This window comes from Paenibacillus sp. CB74, from assembly GCF_055687625.1.
Genome location: NZ_CM146009.1, coordinates 871,103 through 891,573 on the forward strand (window position 1 = coordinate 871,103; position 20,471 = coordinate 891,573).

The window sequence follows — 20,471 nt, forward strand, 5'->3', positions numbered from 1 at the left end:
TTTTGGTTGCAGATGAGATTGAATTCATATTTTCTGTACTCCTTCTACTCTTAATCATGGTTCTATTTACATATATCGGATGTTAAGAGAAGGATTTGAATAGCTTTATGTCAGTCAGAATGGTCTGATTAACCTCGCTTGTATTGCATACTTCATCATATTAATTGATAATGGTTATCAATAAGTGGGTGGAAATCAAGACATAATACATGAAGACGGAGTTGGGTTAGCAAAATGTGGAATGATTATTATATCCTCTGGAACTATGCTGCGGTGAGTATTGCAGATATCCGTTACATGGAATTAGAGGCATATGAAGAGATGAAATACAAATTTCCAGCAAGTACCTTTGTGCTCACCATTCAGGGTGAAGCTGGAGTGATGATTGACAACGCAACGTATGAAGTGAGTCGCTTTTATATTCTCCATGGCGGTAAAGGGAGCAAATTGGTGATTCAAGCAGGCGAAGCCGGATTGCGCTTCTATTACTTGATGTACAAAGCTAACCTACCTAGCAGAGGAAGAACCGATCTGGGAAGGTTAATGGAGCGTATCAATCCGTTTCGATTGAACTATGGCTTTACCCCCGATATGCCAACCATTCTATATGAGCAATTGAAGCAGATGCGTTTTTTGTGGGAGCAAAAGAACCCCATTCAGCACTTTCAGGTCAAGAGTTTGTTTTATGCATTTGTGGAGCAGATATCGTCACAGGTTCCTCTTGTATCCAATCGTTATTATCCAAGTATGATGGATCAAGTCAGCAAAGTTATTGAAATTGTAGAGGCTTCCTATACCCAGCCACTTACACTTCATGTTTTGGCAGACATGATTGGCACCAGCCCAAGAAGCTTGTCACGCAAGTTCAAGCAGTCGACGGGAACCAGTCCCATCGATTATCTGATTCAGTTTCGGTTGTTCAAAGCCAAGGAGATGTTGCTGCAAACGGACGCCACGTTGGATGAGATTGCAGCCGGTATCGGTTATCCGGATGGTTATTATTTGGGACGTATGTTCAAGAAACATACAGGTCTTTCTCCTTTGCAATTCAAAGAGAAGACCTCAGAACCCTTATATTGGCCTGATCTGACATCAAGCGTGGCGCGAAATGACATTTTCAGAGGCGGAAGTGGAAGGTATGTTTATAGTGATGGTGATAATCATTATCAATATAAGCATGGAGGGTCAATCAAAATGAACAGACAGACAAGAACGGGAATGCTGCTGAGTATTCTACTAAGTCTTACATTACTGTTAAGTGCCTGCTCTACAGGCACTGCGAGTAATTCAAACGTGGATGCATCTGGAAACAATAGTGCGTCAAGTTCCACGAAAACAGCAACAGGAGAGAGTGAAAGCAAAACATCTGAACCACGTACAATCTCAACGGTGAAGGGAAATGTTACAATTCCTGCTGAACCTAAACGGATTGTGGTTGACTTGTATCTAGGGAGCCTAATTGCCCTGGGGATCAAACCTGTGGGTACACCCGAGTTGAACCTCAAGAATCCTTATTTTATCAAGTCACTTGAGGGTGTGCAAAATATTGGCGAATACGAAACGATCTCTCTCGAAAAAGTGTTGGAACTTGAGCCGGATCTGATTGTGACAGGTAATCCTGATTTATTTGATTCCTTTAGCAAAATTGCACCTACGTTAGTTATTCCATTTGGCGAATTGAAAAACACCCACGAAGAGATTGCCTATTTTGGTAAAGTGCTGAATAAAGAAAAAGAAGCTGAGGCATGGTTAGCCGATTATGATGCAAGAATTGCAGATGCCAAGAAGCGTGTCGGTGAGGCGATTGATCAAGCAGCCGAGGTGTCGGTCATGCAGTTCAATGATAAAGGCCCATTAGCTTTTGGTGATAATTTTGGTCGGGGAGGTCAAGCAGTCTACAGTGCGCTTGGTTTGAATCCTCCTGCAGATAAAAAAGAGATCTTAATGAAGGATCAACTAGTGGAAGTATCCTCAGAAGCAATTCCTGAATTTGCTGGTGACTACATCATTCTTACAGCAGATAATCTGACTCTCGAAGAGTTGAAATTAATACCGGTCTGGAGCTCATTGGATGCGGTTAAAAATGATCGTGTGTTTATCTGGAGCCCCGATCGTTCGTGGTACTTTGATCCCATTGCAACATTGGATCAAACAGAGGAATTGGCCGCGTGGTTTACGAAGATCTCTGAACCAAAATAAGCGTAACAAGTGCTTGATGAGATGAAATCCAACTCCACTCTAAAATTACAGTTGATAATGAAAATTATTATCATTTATAATAAAAGTATATTATTAGTGAAACTCTGCTCCGCATATGTTGTCGGATGTGTGACAGAATGATGCCTTGTAAGGTCTTTGTTCCGGATGAGGCTGGGATTGGAGAGTAATTGATGCAAATAGATGAACAGATAAAATGCTGGAATCTTGCCGCTGTTAAGGTTCTGGATATACGCCGGATCGTTATGGAGGCGGGGGAACAACTGAGTTCCTACACACTTCCGGCAAATGGTTTTATATATACAATCCGAGGATCGGCTGTGCTTCAATTGGATGGACGAGCATACAAGGCAGAGCGATTTTTCATGCTTCATGGGGCCAAGGGTGCTTCATTGGATATTCAAACCAATGAAGATTTGGAATATCTACTGCTCTATTACAGAGCATTCCTTGCCTTTCCTGGTTATCGCAAAACGTGGTTGTTGACACAGCCTGAGGTTGCACCGTTCTCTTTGCAATATGGTTTTACGCCGAATAGTCCGCTTGGACTGTTACGTTACCTAGATGAGCTTGAAGATGCATGGGCACAGTCCGGCAGTCTGGATCTGCTTCATACGAAAAGTTTATTTTACCAATTCATTCATGAAATGCTGATTCAGCTAACAGAGCAAGAGATCAAAACAGAACATGCTGATCCGGTGAAACAAACACTTCGTTACATACAGAACCATTACAGGGAACAGGTCACGCTTGATTCTCTGGCTGAACAATTCAACTACAGCTCTCGTCATTTATCCATGCAATTCAAACGAAAAACGGGTTACAGTCCGATTGATTATCTAATTCAGACTCGACTTGCCAAGGCTCGTACTCTGCTTGTACGATCTGATGCAACGCTTGGTGAAATTGCAGCAGAAGTGGGTTATTCGGATGTGTATTATTTTAGTCGTATCTTCAAAAAACATGTGGGGATCTCACCAATCCAGTATCAACGAAATAGGAGAGAAGAAGCGAGAGCAGAGGATCATCCATTACAAATATCTGAATCGTCCATTGGCCGTAGATGGAAGTCAGGATATATTGATTATGAGAATCATTATCAATATATAGACGGAGGGTCTACACCAATGAAAAGAAGAAAAACAAGTTCAAGTATGATTATGGTGGCTCTATTGAGCATCACGATGCTGCTCTCAGCCTGCTCTTCAGGTACAACCACACCAACAGCTGGCGAAGGAACGGGTGCCAGTTCCAATAACAGCAGTACGACCGTGTCATCAGACACAGGAAACCAGACCAACAAAGACAATGAAACACGCACGGTCTCGACGGTTAAGGGTGAGGTCGTTGTCCCAGCTGACCCCAAACGGGTTGTTGTTCTGTATCTCCAGGGAGATGTCGTTGCCCTTGGGGTTAAGCCGATCGCTACCTCAGATGTATATGAAGGGGCTGCGTACAAGAGTGAGCTTGAAGGTGTAAATGCACTGGGTACCTGGTTTGAACCGAATCCTGAAGCTGTCATTGATCTTGATCCGGATCTGATCATTGTTCCTTCTGAAGAGACATATACGTTATTAAAGGATATTGCACCTACTGTATATATTCCGTACGAGAAAATGACAACAGAAGAAAGACTGCATAGTATAGCGAGTATTTTTGGCAAAGAGCAGGAAGCCGAGAAGTTACTCCTCAATCTCAAAACCAAAGTAGAAGAGAGTAAGAAAACTCTTGCAGATGCAGGCATACTGGACAAAACGATCTCCATTGTGGAGGGCGGTTTGAAAGGCATGGTCATTGTAGAGAGCAAACAGTTTGGCCGAGGATCTCAGGCGGTATATGAGTACTTGGGAATGAAAGCGCCTGAGGTTGTACAGAAAAAAATTGATGTGGTTTCGGAGGCAGCTGGCTCCAGTATTTCTATGGAAGTACTGCCTGAATATATCGGTGACTATGTATTTCGCTCTGTATACGATGGGGCAGATAACTTGACGGATAATCCAATTTGGAGCAGCATCCCTGCGATCAAGGAAGGTCGTCTGATTGAAATTGATTTTGATTTCTTCTACTATTCAGATATCTATTCAATCAATAAACAACTTGATTTTGTCGTTGAAAAGCTGTTGGCGGCTCCAAGAGCGCAATAGTGGAGTACAGAGTAGTTCGTAAATGTTTTGTACAAGAAATGTTTGTTTTTTAGCCATTGTATTTTGATAAGATTACCATTACACTAGGATTTAAGTGATAATGAGAATCGATATCAAATACTCGATGTTCTGGATCGAATTAACGGAGGTATTTTTAATATGAATCAGCAGTTGGAACTCTATGATGTAACCATTATCGGCGGTGGCCCTGCGGGCATGTACTCTGCCTTTTATAGCGGCATGCGGGATATGAAGACCAAGTTAATTGAGGCACGGGACAGATTAGGCGGTCGCATGTTATTTTATCCGGAGAAAATGATCTGGGACGTCGGGGGTGTGACACCAATCCTGTGTGAGGATCTGATTAAACAATTGGAAGTACAGGCACGAACTTTCGATCCAACGCTTGTGTTCGAACAACAGATCGAAGGATTCGAGCGTCAACCTGATGGCACAATTCTGTTAACTTCTGCAACAGGTGAACAACACTGGACACGTACCGTCATTATGGCAATCGGATATGGTATATATAAAATGGCCAAGCTGGAGCTTGAAGGTGCTGACCGTTATGAGGTTAGCAATCTGCACTATACCGTGCAGGAACTCGAGCCATTCCGGGGGAAACGGGTACTGATCTCGGGTGGAGGCGACTCTGCTGTAGACTGGGCGAATGAACTGGAAGCATTGGCAGAGCAAGTGACAGTTGTGCATCGTCGTGACCGTTTTGGTGGGTTGGAGCGTAATGTACTGCGCATGAGAGAATCCTCAGTAGATGTCCGTACACCTTATGCGGTAGAGACATTGCATAGTATGAGTGGCGATGTGATTGAACAAGTGACCATCTCACATGTGGACACGGGCGAGACTGAACTGCTTGAAGTAGATGCTGTCATTGTGAACCATGGCATGAAGAGTGACTTTGGTCCAATTCGGGATTGGGGACTTGACCTTGGCGAATGGCACGTCACTACAACGGAGAGATTACAAACGAATATACCGGGCGTATTTGCTGCAGGTGATTTTGTAGATTATGGTAGTAAACTTTATCTGATTGCGGGTACTTTCACTGATGCTGCTCTTGCGGTGAATAGTGCAAAGCTTTACATGGACCCTGAAGCGGAAAAAGTGGCTTATGTTTCTTCCCATAACAGTCGCTTTAAGGAGAAAAATAAAGCCCTTGGTGTTGTAGAAGAATAGAGGGTTACATTAAGATACGAGTAAGATGACTTCGGGTTAATCCCGAAGTCATCTTTTTTGCATAAAATGGGTAATAAGAAGGCATAATTTCAACAGACACAATGGTTGCCGAATTGAACATGTGCTACCAAATGTCTATAATAAGCCTGAGATACATTAGAATGACAAAAACATCATCTGAAATAATCATTTACACAATAACGGAGAGGATAGAAAAAGTCTGGGGATTATAGCGATTGGAAGATTATTCTGTCATCGTAGTGGCAGTGAAAATAATTTTTATATATAGATCCAATAAATCCAATAAATAGATGAGAGTGGAGTGCAGCGTATGAAAAAGGGATCACAGCCACAGCGAGGTTTCACCTTCATCCAGCAGTGGTTCAAACGATCTGATAAAAAAAAGATCAAATGGTCTGAAATATATCTTGCACTTGCCGGGGCACTTCATCGCTTGTTGGTTGAAGGACGGCGTGAACGTACAGCAGCCAAACGGCTGCATCAGGACTTGCCCATTAACGCATTAGGCGAGATGAAGCTGGAGCCTGGAGATATTGTGTACACACCAAGTTCGGAATCAACGTATTACGCCGGGCATATGGGGATTATTGGGCTGGACGGCAAAGTGTATCATGTGCATCCTTATGGGCCTGTATTTGCTGATTCATTAGAGTGGTATCTCACACGTTTCTATGAAGGAGATCGCTTCATTGTATTCCGTTCCAGGCTGAGTGAGGCAGGCATGAAAGCAGCCGGTTGGGTACAGGACCATTACAAGCAGGTGAAATTCTACCGTTTGCAGACCAATCTTCGCAGTATTGAGCGTAATTACTGTTCCAAGTTTATATATCAGGCCTATCAGTTCACATCCGGACTGGATCTGTGGAGTCGCAAATTTACCCGAATGAATCAGGGGTATATCTACCCGTTTCGAATTGAGCGCTCACCAGAGCTGGACGTTCTGGGAACTTTTTATAAATAAGGTGGGAACCGACTAAAATACTGTTCTTCCAAAAGGAAGGAAAGCAGGTTATGTCGGTTTTTTTTATATGTGTAGAGATTAAAAACAGGAAAAACGCCCAAAACGTCGAATAGATTATGAGATAGGCATGCACAACTTGGAATCGTATACATAACAGAAGGCGCGATAATTTTTAACCAAAAGCGAAAAATGACTACGAGGTAAGCGAACAAGAGAGAGTGAAGCGAGATGAAATGGCTGGGCTTCTTACAACGATTCCGACAGAACCAAAATGTAGTGAAGCTATCGGACTATATCCCAAAAAAAGAAAGGAGGCACTACTGTTCCATATGTAAGAAAAACGTCAGATCGGTCGTGCATTATGCGGCACCGCAGGGAAATGTTTCAGGTGTATGCAGTTCTTGTAAGTCTTTGGCGGATGAAAGAGGAATGTTTCCCATTTAATAAGAAGAGATGCGCTCAGGAAATAAGAATTTTTTGATTTATGCGCGTTTTTGTAGTACATTAGCAAATGTATTCGAAGGAGGATTCTAATGTACTCAGGTAGACAAGACGATACTTTATACATCATGACCTACACCTTAAACAGCGGTATCAAGGGTACGGTTCCACTGTCTAATAAGCAGATTATTGAGTGGCTGGATTGCTACAGAAATGAGAAGCGCTTCGTGACCGAAATCGGCAAGGAGTTTTTTGGATTGAATGCAGGATTGGTAGCAGACTTTAAGGTTCAGAATCATCTATCGGATTATCAGCAGACCATTATGCCTACACAGCAACAGGATAACCTGGAACGCCTGTCCAGTGCTTATAAATCAACCGAGTTATTAATGAAGATTGATTGTAAATGCGGCACGGCTTACGTGACGGAATCTCCATACAAGCGCACGAAATGGTACTGCACAAAGTGTAAAGAGATTGTATTTTTGGATGCCAAAAAAGGAATGGTGGAAACGTCGCGTGGTGACGCTTACTACATGACCAACAAATATTTTGTTTCCCGGGACTAGCGGGAAGTGATCCTGTAAGCATCGCTGCAAAGCGGTGCTTTTTTGTGCAAAAGTTCGCTGCGATAATCAAAAAAAGCCCAAAAAGGGCTTTTTGGAGGATCTTAGAGATCATTTAGAAACTATGATGAGCATTCAACTTTGTGAGGAGGAATGAAGCAGCAACGACAGCGCGGCTCGTAAGCTTCTGAATCGCCAATCATAACAACCGGACCCAAGGTAACGGGTTCCCCATTGACGATACGTTGCGTAAAGGCAGCATCCGGGCTACCACATACGGCACAGAAAGCCGAGAGTTTCTCAATGTCATCTGCCATGGCAAGCAAACCGCCGATATATCCGAATTCCTTACCACGGTAATCCATATTAAGTCCGTCCACAATAACATGTTTGCCACAATAGGCTAGCTCCGAGACCAGTTCCATGATGGCACTGCTGAAAAATTGTACTTCATCAAATGCAACAACATCAGCATCTATGGTTTGATTCAGGATCATTTCTACGGATTCCGGGGTTAATTGCCGGGGAATGGAATGAGCAGGCAATCGATAACCAATTCGGCTCACGATTTCATCTTGGGCAAACCGATCATCCTCGGCTGGTTTGTAGGCCACAACCTTTTTACGGCCAAATTGAATTAATTTCTGACAACGGCGAATGAGTTCACCGGACTTTTCACTGAACATGGGTCCAGTAATTACGGTAATACGTCCTGTTTGCACGGTGCTGCTACTCCTCTCACATACGGGATTCAACAAAAAAAGCGACCATTACAGAGTACCACAAAATCTTTGGTAAGAGCCAGAACTAATCTGTGCAGCTTTGTGTTACTATATGGAATGTTAAGCCGTTGGTTCCGGCAGCTGTTACTAGGAGTTATGAAAAGAGGTGTTTACGATGAGTGAAGTATTAACATCACTTCAAGAACGATATGAAAGCCTGAAAGAGCAGGCATCACTGGATGAAGCGACGCAGGCCTTATTTGCAGAACTGTTCGCAGAAGCGGAGCGACTGCAGGCAAGTAACCTGATGCTGCGCAGAACGATCCTGAAGTCTTCTTCCAAAGAATCACGTATGTCTACCAAACTGAGGGATGCCTTATACGAATGACCCGGAGATTACTCCGGGTCCTCTTCTGTCTTTAATTTGCGAGGGAATAGAATACCTGCTGTAATTCTGGCAATCATGGCAAAGGTGAGACCTATGCCTGCAAACATGTAGATGACAGTAAAGGCTTTACTGAATCCGGTGGATGGCACAAATTCAGGATGTCCAACCGTAGTCAGAGTAACCGCACAGAAGTATAATGCATCGATCCAGTGCAAACCTTCAACACGAGTGTAAAACAAAGTGCCTGACAGCAACGTTGCTGCCGTTAACGCGAACAAAGCCAGAAACTTGGGGTCTTTGAACGCATGGAAAATGCCTTTGAGCAGTCGTTGTAACGTGATTAAAAATGATACCATGATGATCCATCCTGTCTATGTAAAGTAGGCGGTGTGTTGTAAAAACACACAAAAAGCCCGGACTCAACGAGTCCTTCCGGGCGTCTCTGCTTTTTCGGGTACATTTTTGGATCGGAAACGGGGACCTACATAATTACGCTTGCGGTCACGGAACAAGATCCAGCCTCCCAGAAAACTCATACCTGCGGCAAACAGGACAAGTCCACCGCCAAAGGAAAGCCACTGGAATCCTGGTGAAATCAGTTCGTTCCCGTGCTCGGCATAATATAGGAACAGGGCGTCTTTCATCATCAGAAAACCCTTCATTGCCATTAAACCGGGGATGACCAGAACAACAATCGCCAAAAATCGCGCAAATACCAATCTTGTATTCATGAGCATTATACCCTTTCTGCCAAAGTCGACATTAAATAAAGGTTACGCTTACAGATCATACCTGATTCCATCATAGCTTGGAATGCTTGGGCTGTCCATGTGTGATTGGTTCAAACTTTGAGTTGACCGCTCAAGGAGAGTACAATGGCATATAGAGGGTATAAGCCAAACCATGATTCAAGCCATCATAAATGATACTGAAATTTGATTCATAGAGGAGAGCATGAGAGATGCCAATTACATGTGATGTAGCAATTCTTGGAGGAGGAACTGGTGGATATGTAGCCGCAATCCGAGCTGCACAGCTAGGAAAACAGGTCGTTATTATTGAGAAGGACAAGCTCGGCGGAACCTGTCTGCATCGTGGGTGTATTCCGAGCAAAGCTTTGCTGAAAAGCGCGGAAGTGTACGCCGAGATTCAGGAGAGCGAGACGTATGGTATTGAGACAGCTGGAGCCACACTTGTATTTCCCAAAGTACAGGCGCGTAAGGATGCGATTGTGGAGCAGCTCCATCAGGGCGTTCAATATTTGATGAAAAAAAATAAAATCCAGGTCGTACACGCGAACGGTCGCGTGATCGGACCTTCCATCTTCTCCCCGCAGAGCGGAGCGGTCGCTGTAGAGTTTGAAGATGGGGAGATGGATACGGTTGTGCCGACCAATCTCATTATTGCTACTGGTTCACGTCCACGTGTGCTGCCAGGGCTGGAACCGGATGGCAAGTTTATTATGAGCAGTGACGAAGCACTGCGTATGGACGAGCTTCCTGCATCACTTATTATTGTCGGCGGTGGTGTGATTGGACTGGAGTGGGCATCCATGCTGAATGACTTTGGTGTAGACATCACGGTGGTAGAAGCTGCTGCTCACGTGCTGCCTGCAGAGGATGAGGATGTTGCAAGAGAGATGCAACGATTGCTTGGTAAGCGGGGGGTTCGTTTCCTGACAGGAGCCAAAGTGCTAACGGAAACCTATAGCACGGATACAGATGGCATCCAGATTGATGTGCAGCTTGGTGACGAAAAGCAGGAAACGCTGAAAGCGGAGAAAATGCTCGTGTCGGTTGGACGTCAGGCCAATGTCGAAAATATCGGACTCGAAAATACAGATATCAAGCTGGAGCGTGGCTTCATTGCTGTGAACAAACAGCTACAGACCGGTGAAGGTCACATCTACGCCATTGGCGACTGCATTGGTGGTCTACAGCTTGCGCACGCGGCAAGTCATGAAGGCATTCTCGCTGTCAATCATTTGGCAGGGGAAACGGTACATGCCGTTGAATCCCACCGTATACCGCGATGTGTGTACACACGTCCGGAAGCAGCCAGCATTGGATTCACCGAGCGTGAAGCCAAAGAACGTGGCTATGACATCAAAACAGGCAAGTTCCCGTTTCAGGCGATTGGCAAATCGCTCATTCACGGAAGTCGTGATGGATTCGTGAAGGTGATCGCAGATGCCAAGACGAATGATATATTGGGGGTACATATGATTGGCACCCATGTGACGGAATTGATCGCTGAGGCTTCACTGGCTCAGATGCTGGATGCGACACCTTGGGAAGTCGGCCAAACCATTCATCCACACCCTTCTCTGTCGGAAATCATGGGTGAAGCCATGCTGGCGGTCGATGGAAAGGCCATTGGAATGTAAGCCAAAGAGGCTTATGAGAAAGGTTCTTTCCTTTTTTGGGTAAAAGGGATTATAATAAGGTTAAGCCAAGTCTTAGTACCAGGTTATAAGATCGGGTAGTAAGAGTGGCACAGGCTCTGATTAAAAGGAGGTACCTCATATGAGTTCACAAGGTACTGCAGACGCGGTCCATCGGCATCAACAGCTGGGACTTAGCGATGGTGAAGTATTGGATATGTACAAATACATGCTGCTCGCACGCAAGTTTGACGAGCGTTGCTTGCTCTTGCAACGGGCTGGCAAAATTAACTTTCACGTATCCGGTGTAGGGCAGGAGGCTGCGCAAGTAGGCGCTGCTTTTGGTCTGGACCGGGATCACGATTATTATTTACCGTATTACCGCGATTATGGTTTTGTACTGGCGGTAGGCATGACTCCGCGTGAGTTGATGCTGTCTGCTTTTGCAAAAGCCGAAGATCCGAATAGTGGCGGTCGGCAAATGCCGGGTCACTTCGGTCACAAAAAGCTGCGGATTGTGACGGGCTCCAGCCCGGTTACAACACAGGTTCCGCACGCTGTCGGGTTTGCGCTGGCTGCCAAAATGAAGAAGCAAAAATTTGTTTCTTTTGTTACGTTTGGTGAAGGATCAAGCAATCAGGGTGACTTCCATGAGGGAGCCAACTTTGCAGGTGTACACAAGTTGCCTGTCATTATTATGTGTGAGAACAACCAGTATGCGATTTCGGTTCCAATTCACAAGCAGCTTAGCGGTAAAATATCGGACCGTGCACTCGGTTACGGTTTCCCCGGACTGCGTGTAGATGGTAACGATGCGCTCGAAGTATACGCTGCTGTGAAGGAAGCACGTCAACGTGCCATAGCAGGCGAAGGACCCACACTGATTGAAGCGATGATGTATCGTCTCTCTCCTCACTCCACTTCTGACAATGATCTGGCTTACCGGACCAAGGAAGAAGTTGAAGAGAACTGGAAGAAGGATGGCGTGCTTCGCATGAAGAACTATCTGATTGATTGCGGCATCTGGGACGACGCCCGGGATGCGGATCTGGCTTCCCAGCTTGCGCTGGAAATGAAAGAAGCGACTGAATATGCAGACAACGCGCCATATCCGAAACCTGAGGACACTCTGACGCACGTTTATGCGGACAGCGAAGAAGGGGGACGGTAAGTATGGCAGTGATGGAATATATTGATGCAATCCGTCTCGCGATGAAAGAAGAGATGGAGCGGGATGAGAATGTCTTTATCCTCGGTGAAGATGTAGGGGTCAAAGGTGGTGTGTTCACCACAACCAAAGGGTTGCAGGATCAGTTTGGTGAAATGCGTGTCATGGACACACCTTTGTCCGAATCCGCTATCGCAGGTGTAGCTATTGGTGCAGCGATGTATGGCATGAAGCCGATTGCCGAGATGCAATATTCGGACTTCATGCTGCCAGCAACAAACCAGATCATTAGTGAAGCGGCGAAAATCCGCTATCGCTCCAACAATGACTGGAGTTGCCCGATCGTTATCCGCGCGCCGATTGGTGGCGGAATCTTCGGTGGGTTGTATCACTCCCAATGCCCGGAATCGATTTTCTTTGGTACACCTGGTCTGAAAATTATAGCGCCTTACTCGGCATACGATGCCAAGGGTCTGCTCAAAGCGGCCATTCGCGACCCGGATCCGGTACTCTTTTTTGAAAATAAAAAATGCTACAAGCTCATCAAGGAAGATGTGCCTGAGGATGATTACATCGTTCCGATCGGCAAAGCCAACGTACTTCGTGAGGGTGCGGATATTACGGTGATCGGCTACAGCCAGCCGCTGCATTTTGTCATGCAGGCTGCTGAGGAGCTGGAACGTGAGGAAGGCATTACCGCACACGTTCTGGATCTGCGCACATTGCAACCGCTGGATCGTGAAGCGATTATTGCTTCCGCTCGTCTGACAGGCAAAGTGCTGATCGTTCACGAAGATAACAAAACGGGTGGTGTAGGTGCCGAAGTTGCCGCGATTATTAGTGAGGAATGTCTGTTTGAACTGGATGCGCCGATTCAGCGTCTCTGTGGACCTGACGTGCCAGCCATGCCAATTAGCCCAACATTGGAGAAATTTTACATGCTGAGCAAGGACAAAGCCAAAGCAGCAATGCGTACACTTGCCGAGTTTTAATTTCGTTTTATTGGATCGTTTAAAAGTAAAGTTTGGAGTGATAATCAAATGGCTGAACGTATGAAATGGATCGAGGTCATTATGCCGCAATTGGCGGAATCGCTGGTCTCGGCTACCATAGGCAAATGGTTGAAAAAACCGGGCGACCGTGTGGAACAGTACGAGCCGATCTGTGAAGTAATCACGGATAAAGTCAATGCCGAGATTCCATCCACGGTGGATGGAATTATGGGTGATCTTTTGGTGGAAGAAGGCACAACGATTGCTGTTGGTGAAGCAATCTGCCGCATGCAGGTCGCAGCTTCTGACGAAGAAGCGGCTGAGCAGGTAACACAAGTATCGCAGCAACAGGAGCAAGTGCAGCATAATACGGCCCATACTCCTGTTGCCGTCTCAAATACAGCAGCACATGACCTTAATCAGCCGATGCGTAATCGGTATTCCCCGGCAGTGCAATCTCTGGCAGCAGAGCATGGTTTGAACTTGCAAAGCATCCAAGGTACTGGAGCAGGTGGTCGTATTACCCGCAAAGATGTGCTGGCATTTGTTGCACAGGGAGGTAATGTGGCTGGATCGTCTGCGTCTGCACAAGCATCATCTCCAGTTGCACAGCATACACCTTCTGGTGTGCCGTCTGCTTCTCCATTCAGTGGCGTAAATCGTGGAAATGGAGACATGGGTTTAACCGCTGGAGAAGCGATCTCAGCGTCCGATGCAGGTGTTCCTGTGAGACATTCAGGTATTCATCTAACCGAAAGCCCGAAAATTCCACAGATCGAAGTAGAAGGTGGCGGCCAGGGAAGATCGGAGTATTTCATTGATGTTACCCCTGTGCGTAATGCGATTGCGCGGAATATGCGTCAGAGCGTATCCGAAATCCCGCATGCATGGACGATGATCGAAGTGGACGTGACGAATCTCGTGATGCTGCGCAATAAACTCAAGGATGAGTTCAAGCGCAAGGAAGGCATCAATCTGACATATCTGTCCTTCATGATGAAGGGTGTCGTTAATGCGATTAAAGACTACCCGATTATGAACTCGGTATGGGCAGTGGACAAAATTATCGTCAAACGGGACATTAACCTGTCCATGGCGGTAGGGACCGAAGATTCCGTACTTACACCGGTAATCAAACATGCCGATCAGCGAAATATTGCAGGTCTGGCCCGTGAAGTAGATGAACTGGCTCGCAAAACACGTGAAGGTACGCTGAAGCTGGACCATATGCAAGGTGGTACGTTCACAGTGAACAACACCGGTTCATTCGGTTCGATCCTGTCCCAGCCAATCATTAACTATCCGCAGGCAGCGATTCTTACATTCGAGTCGATTGTCAAGAAGCCCGTGGTTATTAATGATATGATCGCTGTTCGTTCGATGGCTAATCTGTGTCTGTCGCTGGATCACCGAATCTTGGATGGCGTAATCAGCGGACGTTTCTTGCAACGTGTCAAAGAAAACCTTGAAGGATATACCATGGAGAGCACGGTGTATTAAGTAAATAGTAGACGGGAAAGTGTATGTGCCGGAGGCCGTGCACTTTTCCTGTTGTCTATGGACAAGTGCTCAATTGTACATTGAACCTGAAGCAGAAGGGTGTGGGGAATCATGAGCAAGCCGCTGGATGTTGCATACATACCGATGCTTGATTATGAAGAGGCTTGGAACCGCCAGAAAGCGATTGTGCAGCGATTGGACGAGGGCGAGGGAGCCGAGCAGATGCTGCTTTTACAACACCCGCCAACGTATACGATTGGTTCACAAAATCATCCGGAGCATCTGCTTCTCAGTCCGGAAGAATTGCGTGAGCAAGGGATTTCTTTGTTTCAGATTGATCGGGGCGGTGATATTACTTATCATGGCCCGGGCCAGTTGGTAGGTTACCCGTTATTGATTCTTGGTCGGGATGAAGACTTGGATCTACACGGATATTTGCGGAAACTTGAGCAGGTACTTATAGATTATCTCGCAGACCAAGGCATCGAAGCCGGACGCAAAGAGGGGTATACGGGTGTGTGGATCGGCGATATGAAGATTGCTGCGATCGGCATTAAGTTTAATCGCTGCAAACATCGCCGCGGTTTCGTGACCAGTCATGGGTTTGCCTTTAACATCAGCTCAGGCATTCAACATGCTGGTTTTCAGGGGATTGTTCCTTGTGGAATTGAGCAATATGGTGTTACTTCACTGGAGGATATCACGGGCAAGTCTTATACAGTGGAGCAGGTAGCACGCGAGATTGTTCCGTACTTTAATCGCATTTTTCCATATCAAATCAATTGGATTAGCGAAAAAGAAGCCCTTCAACGTCTGTAAACAGTTCGTCGAAAGGCTTCATGTGGCTATCCGAACAGCAACGGTTCGAGAGCGATGAAAAGGGTGGACCCGATCATGGCGATCAGCATGAGATAGATGATGATTTTGAACCATTTCTTTTTTTGCATGATGAGAGAACTCCTTTCAACATAAAGTAAGCCATAGTAATTGTATTGTACCGTATCCACGAGAGGGAGGAAAGTCCTATGATTAAACAACAACGTGTTATCGATCAGTTCATGGAACTGGTCCAGATTGATAGTGAAACGAAAAATGAACAGAACATCTCCAAGGTGCTTCAAGAGCAGTTTGCAGATCTCGGCCTTCATGTCTATGAGGACGACACCATGGAACAAACCGGACATGGCGCGGGAAACCTTGTCATTACCTGGGAGGCCGAAGGAACAGATGGTGTTGCACCGATCTTTTTCACATGTCATATGGACACCGTAACGCCGGGACAGGGCATTAAACCTGAACTGGGTGAAGATGGCTGGATTCGCAGTGATGGAACAACGATCCTGGGAGCTGATGACAAGGCAGGGATTGCGGCACTGTTCGAAGCGATTCGTGTGATTCAGGAGAACAAGATTCCACATGGTAAAATTCAATTCGTCATTACGGTGGGCGAAGAGTCTGGCCTGGTGGGCGCACGTGCCATGAATCCGAAGGATATCGATGCCGAATTCGGCTATGCGTTGGATTCCAACGGAGCTGTAGGGACGATCTGTGTAGCTGCACCGGCCAGAGCCGAAATCCAAATGAGCATCTATGGGAAGTCCGCACATGCGGGCGTGAACCCAGAAGACGGGATCAGCGCCATTCAGGTTGCTGCCAAAGCCATTGCAGCGATGAAGCTTGGACGAATTGATGATGAGACAACAGCAAACATCGGCAAATTCCAGGGTGGATCAGCACTCAACGTGGTATGTGACTTTGTACAGCTTGAAGCGGAAGCTCGCAGTATTGTGCAGGAGAAAGTGGAGTTGCAGGTTGCACAGATGCGCGATGCGCTGGAAACGACATGTCGCAAATACGGTGCAACGGCTGAATTCAGAAGTGAAATCCTTTATCCGGCATTTGGTTTCCATGATGAACACGAAGTTGTGCAACTTGCACAGCGTGCCATCCGCAGTATGGGTCTCGAGACTCGTACGTTCGCCTCTGGTGGGGGCAGTGATGCCAACATCTTTAACGGATTTGGTATTCCAACCGCGAATCTGGCGGTAGGGTATGAGGATATTCATACAACCAAAGAACGTATTCGTGCCGAAGACATTGTGAAGTTGTCCCAAGTGGTGGTGGCAATTATTCAGGAAACGGCAGCTGGCAAGAAATAAGATACTGCACATGTTACCTCACATGTTCTTAGACAAAAGTCCGAACCCGGTCTGTACGGATTCGGACTTTTTGTAAATTCATGTTATATTTCAAGGGAGAAGACTCGTTAATATTGGATGAAACATGTGTCTATGGCTGAATAGATCAATGCCCCATTGATTTGCGTCCAGCGAGCAGATCACTTAATTTGGCATCCGGTCCCCACTCGTGCAACCATTGCTTAAGGATGAGCTGTACTTGCCGGGCTTGTCCTACCACGTGTACGGATTTAGGCGTCAAATAACTGTTCATCAAAATTCCCCCTGATTTGTTTATATTTGCTGTGAGAGTTCTATACGCTCACCATATGCCCAAAATCAGAGATTTATACATTAAACGAATATATAATCCAACGATATGGAGTTGAAGAACGAATGAAACCAAACCAATCTGCTCAATCCATCCACGCGGCGCAACCTGCCAATCCAAAACTAGATGAAGTGACCGTATCCACCAAGCCCATCTTCGAGGGGAAAGTGATTTCACTACAGGTCGATACGGTTAAACTGCCGAACGGTGAGACGGCTACACGTGAGATAATCCGCCACCCTGGAGCAGTAGCTGTACTCGCTCTGAATGGGAATCGCATGCTTGTAGTGGATCAGTATCGTCAAGCAATGGGGCGCACCGAAGTGGAGATTCCTGCGGGAAAACTGGACCCGGGAGAAGAGCCGGAAGTGGCTGCCGCACGTGAATTGCGAGAAGAGACGGGATATGTGGCCAAGTCACTGCGTCATCTGCGTTCGTTCTACACCTCACCAGGCTTCGCAGATGAGATCATTCATCTATACATCGCTGAAGAGTTGGAAGCCGGAGATATGGAACTGGACGAAGATGAATTCCTTGAAGTATCCGAGATCACACTGGAGGAAGCCTACGCACTCATGGACGATAACCGGATTAGTGATGCCAAAACGATGATGGCTGTGTACGCGTGGGACCTCTACCGAACGACAGGACGGTTCTAGGGATGAATGACCAACTGAAAACGTCCACGATGTGGGAGCCCTGTTATACAGACCTGCATATTCACATCGGACGAACCTCTCGCGGCGAGGCCGTAAAAATCAGTGGCAGTCGAGATCTGACATTTGAGAATATTGCCCGGGAAGCATCGGATCGCAAAGGAATTCATTTGCTGGGTGTGATTGATTGTCATTCGCCGGTTGTACAGATGGATATCGAGCAATTGCTGGAGAACGGTACGATGTCCGAGATTGAGGGGGGCGGTATTGCCTACCAGGACACCACCATTCTGCTAGGTACAGAGATTGAGCTGCGCGAGCCTGAAATGCGTGAGTTCCATATGCTCGCATACTTCCGTGATCTGAAAACGATGAAGTCCTTCACGGACTGGATGAAACGTTATATGAAAAATGTGAATCTCAGTTCTCAGCGGGTATACGTGCCCGCTCTAGAGATGCAGGCCGAGATTAAGGCACGTGGTGGACTAATTGTGCCTGCACATGTATTTACACCGCATAAAGGCATCTATGGCAGTACAGCCCCCCGTATGGGCGATGTGCTGGATACCCGTCTTGTGGATGCGGTAGAGCTGGGGTTAAGCTCAGACTCATCCATGGCCAGTTATATTCAAGAGTTGGACCGTGTACCGTTCCTGACCAATTCGGATGCTCATTCACTTGGTAAGATTGGACGGGAGTATAACGAATTACTAATTGCTGCCCCTTCTTTTGATGAATTCCGTATGGCACTTCAAGGAGAAGATGGCAGGAGCATTGCTGCCAATTATGGACTGAATCCAAGGCTCGGCAAATATCACCGTACCTACTGTGCGGCGTGTGGCAGTATCATGGATGAGCAAGCGATGTCGGCAGAGCGTTGCCCTCACTGTGGCAGTCTGAAGCTTGTTCAAGGGGTATTGGATCGCATTCTGGCCATCTCTGATCGGGAGATTCCTCATGTTCCTGCAAACAGACCCGCCTATCATTATCAGGTACCACTGGAGTTCATTCCGGGACTTGGCAAAGCCAAATTGCGCCAGTTACTGGACCATTTTGGTACAGAAATGAATGTGCTTCATCGTACGCATGAGGAAGAACTTGCTGCGGTTGTTGGACCTGTGCTGGCTGGCTTGATCGTGGCTGCGCGGAATGGGCAACTGGAATTGTCCTCCGGAGGTGGAGGAACGTATGGTAAAGTTGCTGTTCAGGAAAGAGCCACGGAGTGACTCGTGTAAATATGCTGTAGTTATATTTCGAGGTTCAACTCATATAGCTTTCACCATACAGGGAACCAATCTGGACAAGAAGTCATACAGGTGCATTCCGGTTCATAAGAATGACTATGAGGATGTAACTGAGAATCCTTGCAGCATGATACCGGAAAGGGGACTCGTACCTGTATGCGCTCATCCTACTTTACATTTAAAGGTCAGACTTCGTTATATGTATTCGTGGCTGTCTTGTTTCTGGTCGGCGTCATTTTTGGCGCGCTTATGGTGAATGCATTGTCTCTTGATCAACGCCAGGATCTGGAGGGTTATCTCGGTAATTTCTTCATGACCGTGCAGCACAGTGCGCAGGTGACAGAGACAGGGGCCTATTGGGACATCGCCATGCTTCATCTGAAATGGGTAGGTCTAATCTTTATTCTGGGTTTATCCGTCGTTGGACTGCCCGGTATACTGGTTCTGGATTTTCTGAAAGGTGTGCTCATTGGATTCACTGTGGGTTACCTGGTTGGACAGTATTCTTGGAAAGGGCTGCTGTTTGCACTGGTTTCCGTGGCACCACATAATCTATTTGTCATTCCAATCCTTCTGATCTGCAGTGTGGCGGCGATGACATTCTCGCTATACATCATTCGCAATCGTGTTTTGATGCAGCGAACACCTGGTCGACAAAGGCCGTTTGCTTCATATATAGTGTTAACTTTGGTTATGGCTGCAATGCTGCTCGGCGTGGCGTCTTTTGAAACATGGGTTACACCTGCGATGATGCGCTGGGTCACGCCAATGCTACTACCGGCATAACGTTCATCGCATAGTGTAAAATGTTGACTTTAATTACGCACTCCCCCTATAATGAAAAGAGTGGGTTAAGTTGCAGTGTGCAGTGATTTCCTAGGGGGAGGGAGAAAATGGAAGCACGGATTGATAAAATTAAGCAGCAACTACAGTCCCAAGGATATAAATTAACGCCCCAGCGGGAAGCCACCGTAAGAGTACTTCTTGAGAATGAAGAAGATCATCTGAGCGCAGAAGACGTATTCATGCTCGTTAAAGAAAAGGCTCCCGAAATCGGTCTGGCAACCGTGTACCGTACCCTCGAACTGCTGAGTGAGCTGCATGTTGTAGAGAAAATCAACTTCGGCGACGGTGTAGCGCGTTATGATCTGCGCGGAGATACATCCAAGCATCACCATCATCACTTAATCTGTGTTCAATGCGGAAGTATGGATGAAATACGTGAAGATTGGCTTGGACCGCTTGAAGAGCGTTTGGAGCGGGAATTCAACTTTTCGGTAGTAGATCACCGACTGGATTTTCATGGAATTTGTTATCGTTGCAAAGCTAAAAATGAACAGAAACCCAAAGATGAAGAATAACA

At 46.3% G+C, this 20,471-nt stretch carries 21 protein-coding genes; 16 read left to right on the forward strand and 5 right to left on the reverse strand.

What is annotated here, in order from left to right:
- Positions 1 to 234: 234 nt before the first annotated feature.
- The 5 genes from ACX9NY_RS03985 (at position 235) to ACX9NY_RS04005 (ending at position 7,550) form a co-directional block, all read left to right on the forward strand.
- Positions 235 to 2,199: an ABC transporter substrate-binding protein gene (locus ACX9NY_RS03985; RefSeq protein WP_472477164.1), complete on the forward strand. Its 1,965-nt coding sequence runs from the start codon at positions 235 to 237 to the stop codon at positions 2,197 to 2,199.
- Positions 2,200 to 2,390: 191 nt separating this feature from the next.
- Entirely contained in the window at positions 2,391 to 4,361 is a 1,971-nt protein-coding gene (locus tag ACX9NY_RS03990) for an AraC family transcriptional regulator (protein WP_472477166.1), read from the forward strand.
- Positions 4,362 to 4,520: 159 nt separating this feature from the next.
- Positions 4,521 to 5,558: an NAD(P)/FAD-dependent oxidoreductase gene (locus tag ACX9NY_RS03995; protein ID WP_472477168.1), complete on the forward strand. Its 1,038-nt coding sequence runs from the start codon at positions 4,521 to 4,523 to the stop codon at positions 5,556 to 5,558.
- A gap of 331 nt (positions 5,559 to 5,889) precedes the next feature.
- The gene (locus tag ACX9NY_RS04000; protein WP_472477170.1) at positions 5,890 to 6,540 is read left to right on the forward strand and encodes a hypothetical protein; all 651 of its coding nucleotides are present in this window, start codon (positions 5,890 to 5,892) and stop codon (positions 6,538 to 6,540) included.
- A gap of 533 nt (positions 6,541 to 7,073) precedes the next feature.
- Positions 7,074 to 7,550, forward strand: a complete 477-nt coding sequence (locus ACX9NY_RS04005) for a hypothetical protein (RefSeq protein WP_017687614.1) — start codon at positions 7,074 to 7,076, stop codon at positions 7,548 to 7,550.
- Positions 7,551 to 7,669: 119 nt separating this feature from the next.
- On the opposite strand, the gene ACX9NY_RS04010 is transcribed toward ACX9NY_RS04005, so the two are convergent.
- Positions 7,670 to 8,269, reverse strand: a complete 600-nt coding sequence (locus tag ACX9NY_RS04010) for a thymidine kinase (RefSeq protein ID WP_339235429.1) — start codon at positions 8,267 to 8,269, stop codon at positions 7,670 to 7,672.
- Between the two features lie 175 nt (positions 8,270 to 8,444).
- Here ACX9NY_RS04010 and ACX9NY_RS04015 point away from each other — a divergent pair, with 175 nt between their 5' ends.
- A complete protein-coding gene (locus ACX9NY_RS04015) occupies positions 8,445 to 8,657 on the forward strand; it encodes a hypothetical protein (protein ID WP_472477173.1) in 213 nt (70 codons plus the stop codon).
- Positions 8,658 to 8,665: 8 nt separating this feature from the next.
- Here ACX9NY_RS04015 and ACX9NY_RS04020 read toward each other — a convergent pair whose 3' ends face one another.
- Together ACX9NY_RS04020 and ACX9NY_RS04025 are read right to left on the reverse strand one after the other, a co-directional pair.
- Positions 8,666 to 9,013 carry a potassium channel family protein gene (locus ACX9NY_RS04020; RefSeq protein WP_192133999.1) on the reverse strand — a complete coding sequence of 116 codons (348 nt, stop codon included), beginning with the start codon at positions 9,011 to 9,013 and terminating at the stop codon, positions 8,666 to 8,668.
- Positions 9,014 to 9,076: 63 nt separating this feature from the next.
- Entirely contained in the window at positions 9,077 to 9,394 is a 318-nt protein-coding gene (locus tag ACX9NY_RS04025) for a DUF2627 domain-containing protein (protein WP_472477175.1), read from the reverse strand.
- Between the two features lie 224 nt (positions 9,395 to 9,618).
- On the opposite strand from ACX9NY_RS04025, the gene lpdA reads away from it, so the two are divergent.
- The 5 genes from lpdA (at position 9,619) to lipB (ending at position 15,519) form a co-directional block, all read left to right on the forward strand.
- On the forward strand, positions 9,619 to 11,043 hold the full coding sequence (gene lpdA, locus ACX9NY_RS04030) for a dihydrolipoyl dehydrogenase (protein WP_339256188.1): 1,425 nt from the start codon (positions 9,619 to 9,621) through the stop codon (positions 11,041 to 11,043).
- 139 nt (positions 11,044 to 11,182) lie between these two features.
- Entirely contained in the window at positions 11,183 to 12,211 is a 1,029-nt protein-coding gene (locus ACX9NY_RS04035; protein ID WP_472477177.1) for a thiamine pyrophosphate-dependent dehydrogenase E1 component subunit alpha, read from the forward strand.
- Positions 12,212 to 12,213: 2 nt separating this feature from the next.
- Positions 12,214 to 13,200, forward strand: a complete 987-nt coding sequence (locus ACX9NY_RS04040) for an alpha-ketoacid dehydrogenase subunit beta (RefSeq protein ID WP_062835245.1) — start codon at positions 12,214 to 12,216, stop codon at positions 13,198 to 13,200.
- Between the two features lie 48 nt (positions 13,201 to 13,248).
- The gene (locus tag ACX9NY_RS04045) at positions 13,249 to 14,700 is read left to right on the forward strand and encodes a dihydrolipoamide acetyltransferase family protein (protein ID WP_339235415.1); all 1,452 of its coding nucleotides are present in this window, start codon (positions 13,249 to 13,251) and stop codon (positions 14,698 to 14,700) included.
- 111 nt (positions 14,701 to 14,811) lie between these two features.
- On the forward strand, positions 14,812 to 15,519 hold the full coding sequence (gene lipB, locus ACX9NY_RS04050; protein WP_339235412.1) for a lipoyl(octanoyl) transferase LipB: 708 nt from the start codon (positions 14,812 to 14,814) through the stop codon (positions 15,517 to 15,519).
- A 26-nt stretch (positions 15,520 to 15,545) separates the two neighbouring features.
- Here lipB and prli42 read toward each other — a convergent pair whose 3' ends face one another.
- Positions 15,546 to 15,647: a stressosome-associated protein Prli42 gene (prli42, locus tag ACX9NY_RS04055; RefSeq protein ID WP_017687624.1), complete on the reverse strand. Its 102-nt coding sequence runs from the start codon at positions 15,645 to 15,647 to the stop codon at positions 15,546 to 15,548.
- A gap of 78 nt (positions 15,648 to 15,725) precedes the next feature.
- Between prli42 and ACX9NY_RS04060 the strand changes: the two genes are divergently transcribed.
- Entirely contained in the window at positions 15,726 to 16,859 is a 1,134-nt protein-coding gene (locus tag ACX9NY_RS04060; RefSeq protein ID WP_472477180.1) for a tripeptidase T, read from the forward strand.
- A 145-nt stretch (positions 16,860 to 17,004) separates the two neighbouring features.
- On the opposite strand, the gene ACX9NY_RS04065 is transcribed toward ACX9NY_RS04060, so the two are convergent.
- The gene (locus tag ACX9NY_RS04065) at positions 17,005 to 17,151 is read right to left on the reverse strand and encodes a Z-ring formation inhibitor MciZ (protein WP_253438738.1); all 147 of its coding nucleotides are present in this window, start codon (positions 17,149 to 17,151) and stop codon (positions 17,005 to 17,007) included.
- A gap of 122 nt (positions 17,152 to 17,273) precedes the next feature.
- Here ACX9NY_RS04065 and ACX9NY_RS04070 point away from each other — a divergent pair, with 122 nt between their 5' ends.
- The 4 genes from ACX9NY_RS04070 (at position 17,274) to fur (ending at position 20,469) form a co-directional block, all read left to right on the forward strand.
- Positions 17,274 to 17,867 (forward strand): NUDIX domain-containing protein, encoded by a 594-nt coding sequence (locus ACX9NY_RS04070; protein WP_472477182.1) that lies wholly within the window; start codon positions 17,274 to 17,276, stop codon positions 17,865 to 17,867.
- A gap of 2 nt (positions 17,868 to 17,869) precedes the next feature.
- Positions 17,870 to 19,090: an endonuclease Q family protein gene (locus ACX9NY_RS04075; protein WP_339235403.1), complete on the forward strand. Its 1,221-nt coding sequence runs from the start codon at positions 17,870 to 17,872 to the stop codon at positions 19,088 to 19,090.
- A 174-nt stretch (positions 19,091 to 19,264) separates the two neighbouring features.
- Positions 19,265 to 19,894 (forward strand): stage II sporulation protein M, encoded by a 630-nt coding sequence (spoIIM, locus tag ACX9NY_RS04080; protein WP_339256176.1) that lies wholly within the window; start codon positions 19,265 to 19,267, stop codon positions 19,892 to 19,894.
- A 107-nt stretch (positions 19,895 to 20,001) separates the two neighbouring features.
- Complete coding sequence (fur, locus tag ACX9NY_RS04085; RefSeq protein WP_090922447.1) at positions 20,002 to 20,469, forward strand: ferric iron uptake transcriptional regulator; 468 nt, start codon at positions 20,002 to 20,004, stop codon at positions 20,467 to 20,469.
- Positions 20,470 to 20,471: the final 2 nt, after the last annotated feature.

Bases quoted from the DNA above. Each gene is read 5' to 3' on its own strand.
- ACX9NY_RS03985 (WP_472477164.1), top strand. From the start codon at position 235: ATGTGGAATGATTATTATATCCTCTGGAACTATGCTGCGGTGAGTATT.
- ACX9NY_RS03990 (WP_472477166.1), top strand. From the start codon at position 2,391: ATGCAAATAGATGAACAGATAAAATGCTGGAATCTTGCCGCTGTTAAG.
- ACX9NY_RS03995 (WP_472477168.1), top strand. From the start codon at position 4,521: ATGAATCAGCAGTTGGAACTCTATGATGTAACCATTATCGGCGGTGGC.
- ACX9NY_RS04000 (WP_472477170.1), top strand. From the start codon at position 5,890: ATGAAAAAGGGATCACAGCCACAGCGAGGTTTCACCTTCATCCAGCAG.
- ACX9NY_RS04005 (WP_017687614.1), top strand. From the start codon at position 7,074: ATGTACTCAGGTAGACAAGACGATACTTTATACATCATGACCTACACC.
- ACX9NY_RS04015 (WP_472477173.1), top strand. From the start codon at position 8,445: ATGAGTGAAGTATTAACATCACTTCAAGAACGATATGAAAGCCTGAAA.
- ACX9NY_RS04020 (WP_192133999.1), bottom strand. From the start codon at position 9,013: ATGGTATCATTTTTAATCACGTTACAACGACTGCTCAAAGGCATTTTC.
- ACX9NY_RS04025 (WP_472477175.1), bottom strand. From the start codon at position 9,394: ATGCTCATGAATACAAGATTGGTATTTGCGCGATTTTTGGCGATTGTT.
- lpdA (WP_339256188.1), top strand. From the start codon at position 9,619: ATGCCAATTACATGTGATGTAGCAATTCTTGGAGGAGGAACTGGTGGA.
- ACX9NY_RS04035 (WP_472477177.1), top strand. From the start codon at position 11,183: ATGAGTTCACAAGGTACTGCAGACGCGGTCCATCGGCATCAACAGCTG.
- ACX9NY_RS04040 (WP_062835245.1), top strand. From the start codon at position 12,214: ATGGCAGTGATGGAATATATTGATGCAATCCGTCTCGCGATGAAAGAA.
- ACX9NY_RS04045 (WP_339235415.1), top strand. From the start codon at position 13,249: ATGGCTGAACGTATGAAATGGATCGAGGTCATTATGCCGCAATTGGCG.
- lipB (WP_339235412.1), top strand. From the start codon at position 14,812: ATGAGCAAGCCGCTGGATGTTGCATACATACCGATGCTTGATTATGAA.
- prli42 (WP_017687624.1), bottom strand. From the start codon at position 15,647: ATGCAAAAAAAGAAATGGTTCAAAATCATCATCTATCTCATGCTGATC.
- ACX9NY_RS04060 (WP_472477180.1), top strand. From the start codon at position 15,726: ATGATTAAACAACAACGTGTTATCGATCAGTTCATGGAACTGGTCCAG.
- ACX9NY_RS04065 (WP_253438738.1), bottom strand. From the start codon at position 17,151: ATGAACAGTTATTTGACGCCTAAATCCGTACACGTGGTAGGACAAGCC.
- ACX9NY_RS04070 (WP_472477182.1), top strand. From the start codon at position 17,274: ATGAAACCAAACCAATCTGCTCAATCCATCCACGCGGCGCAACCTGCC.
- ACX9NY_RS04075 (WP_339235403.1), top strand. From the start codon at position 17,870: ATGAATGACCAACTGAAAACGTCCACGATGTGGGAGCCCTGTTATACA.
- spoIIM (WP_339256176.1), top strand. From the start codon at position 19,265: ATGCGCTCATCCTACTTTACATTTAAAGGTCAGACTTCGTTATATGTA.
- fur (WP_090922447.1), top strand. From the start codon at position 20,002: ATGGAAGCACGGATTGATAAAATTAAGCAGCAACTACAGTCCCAAGGA.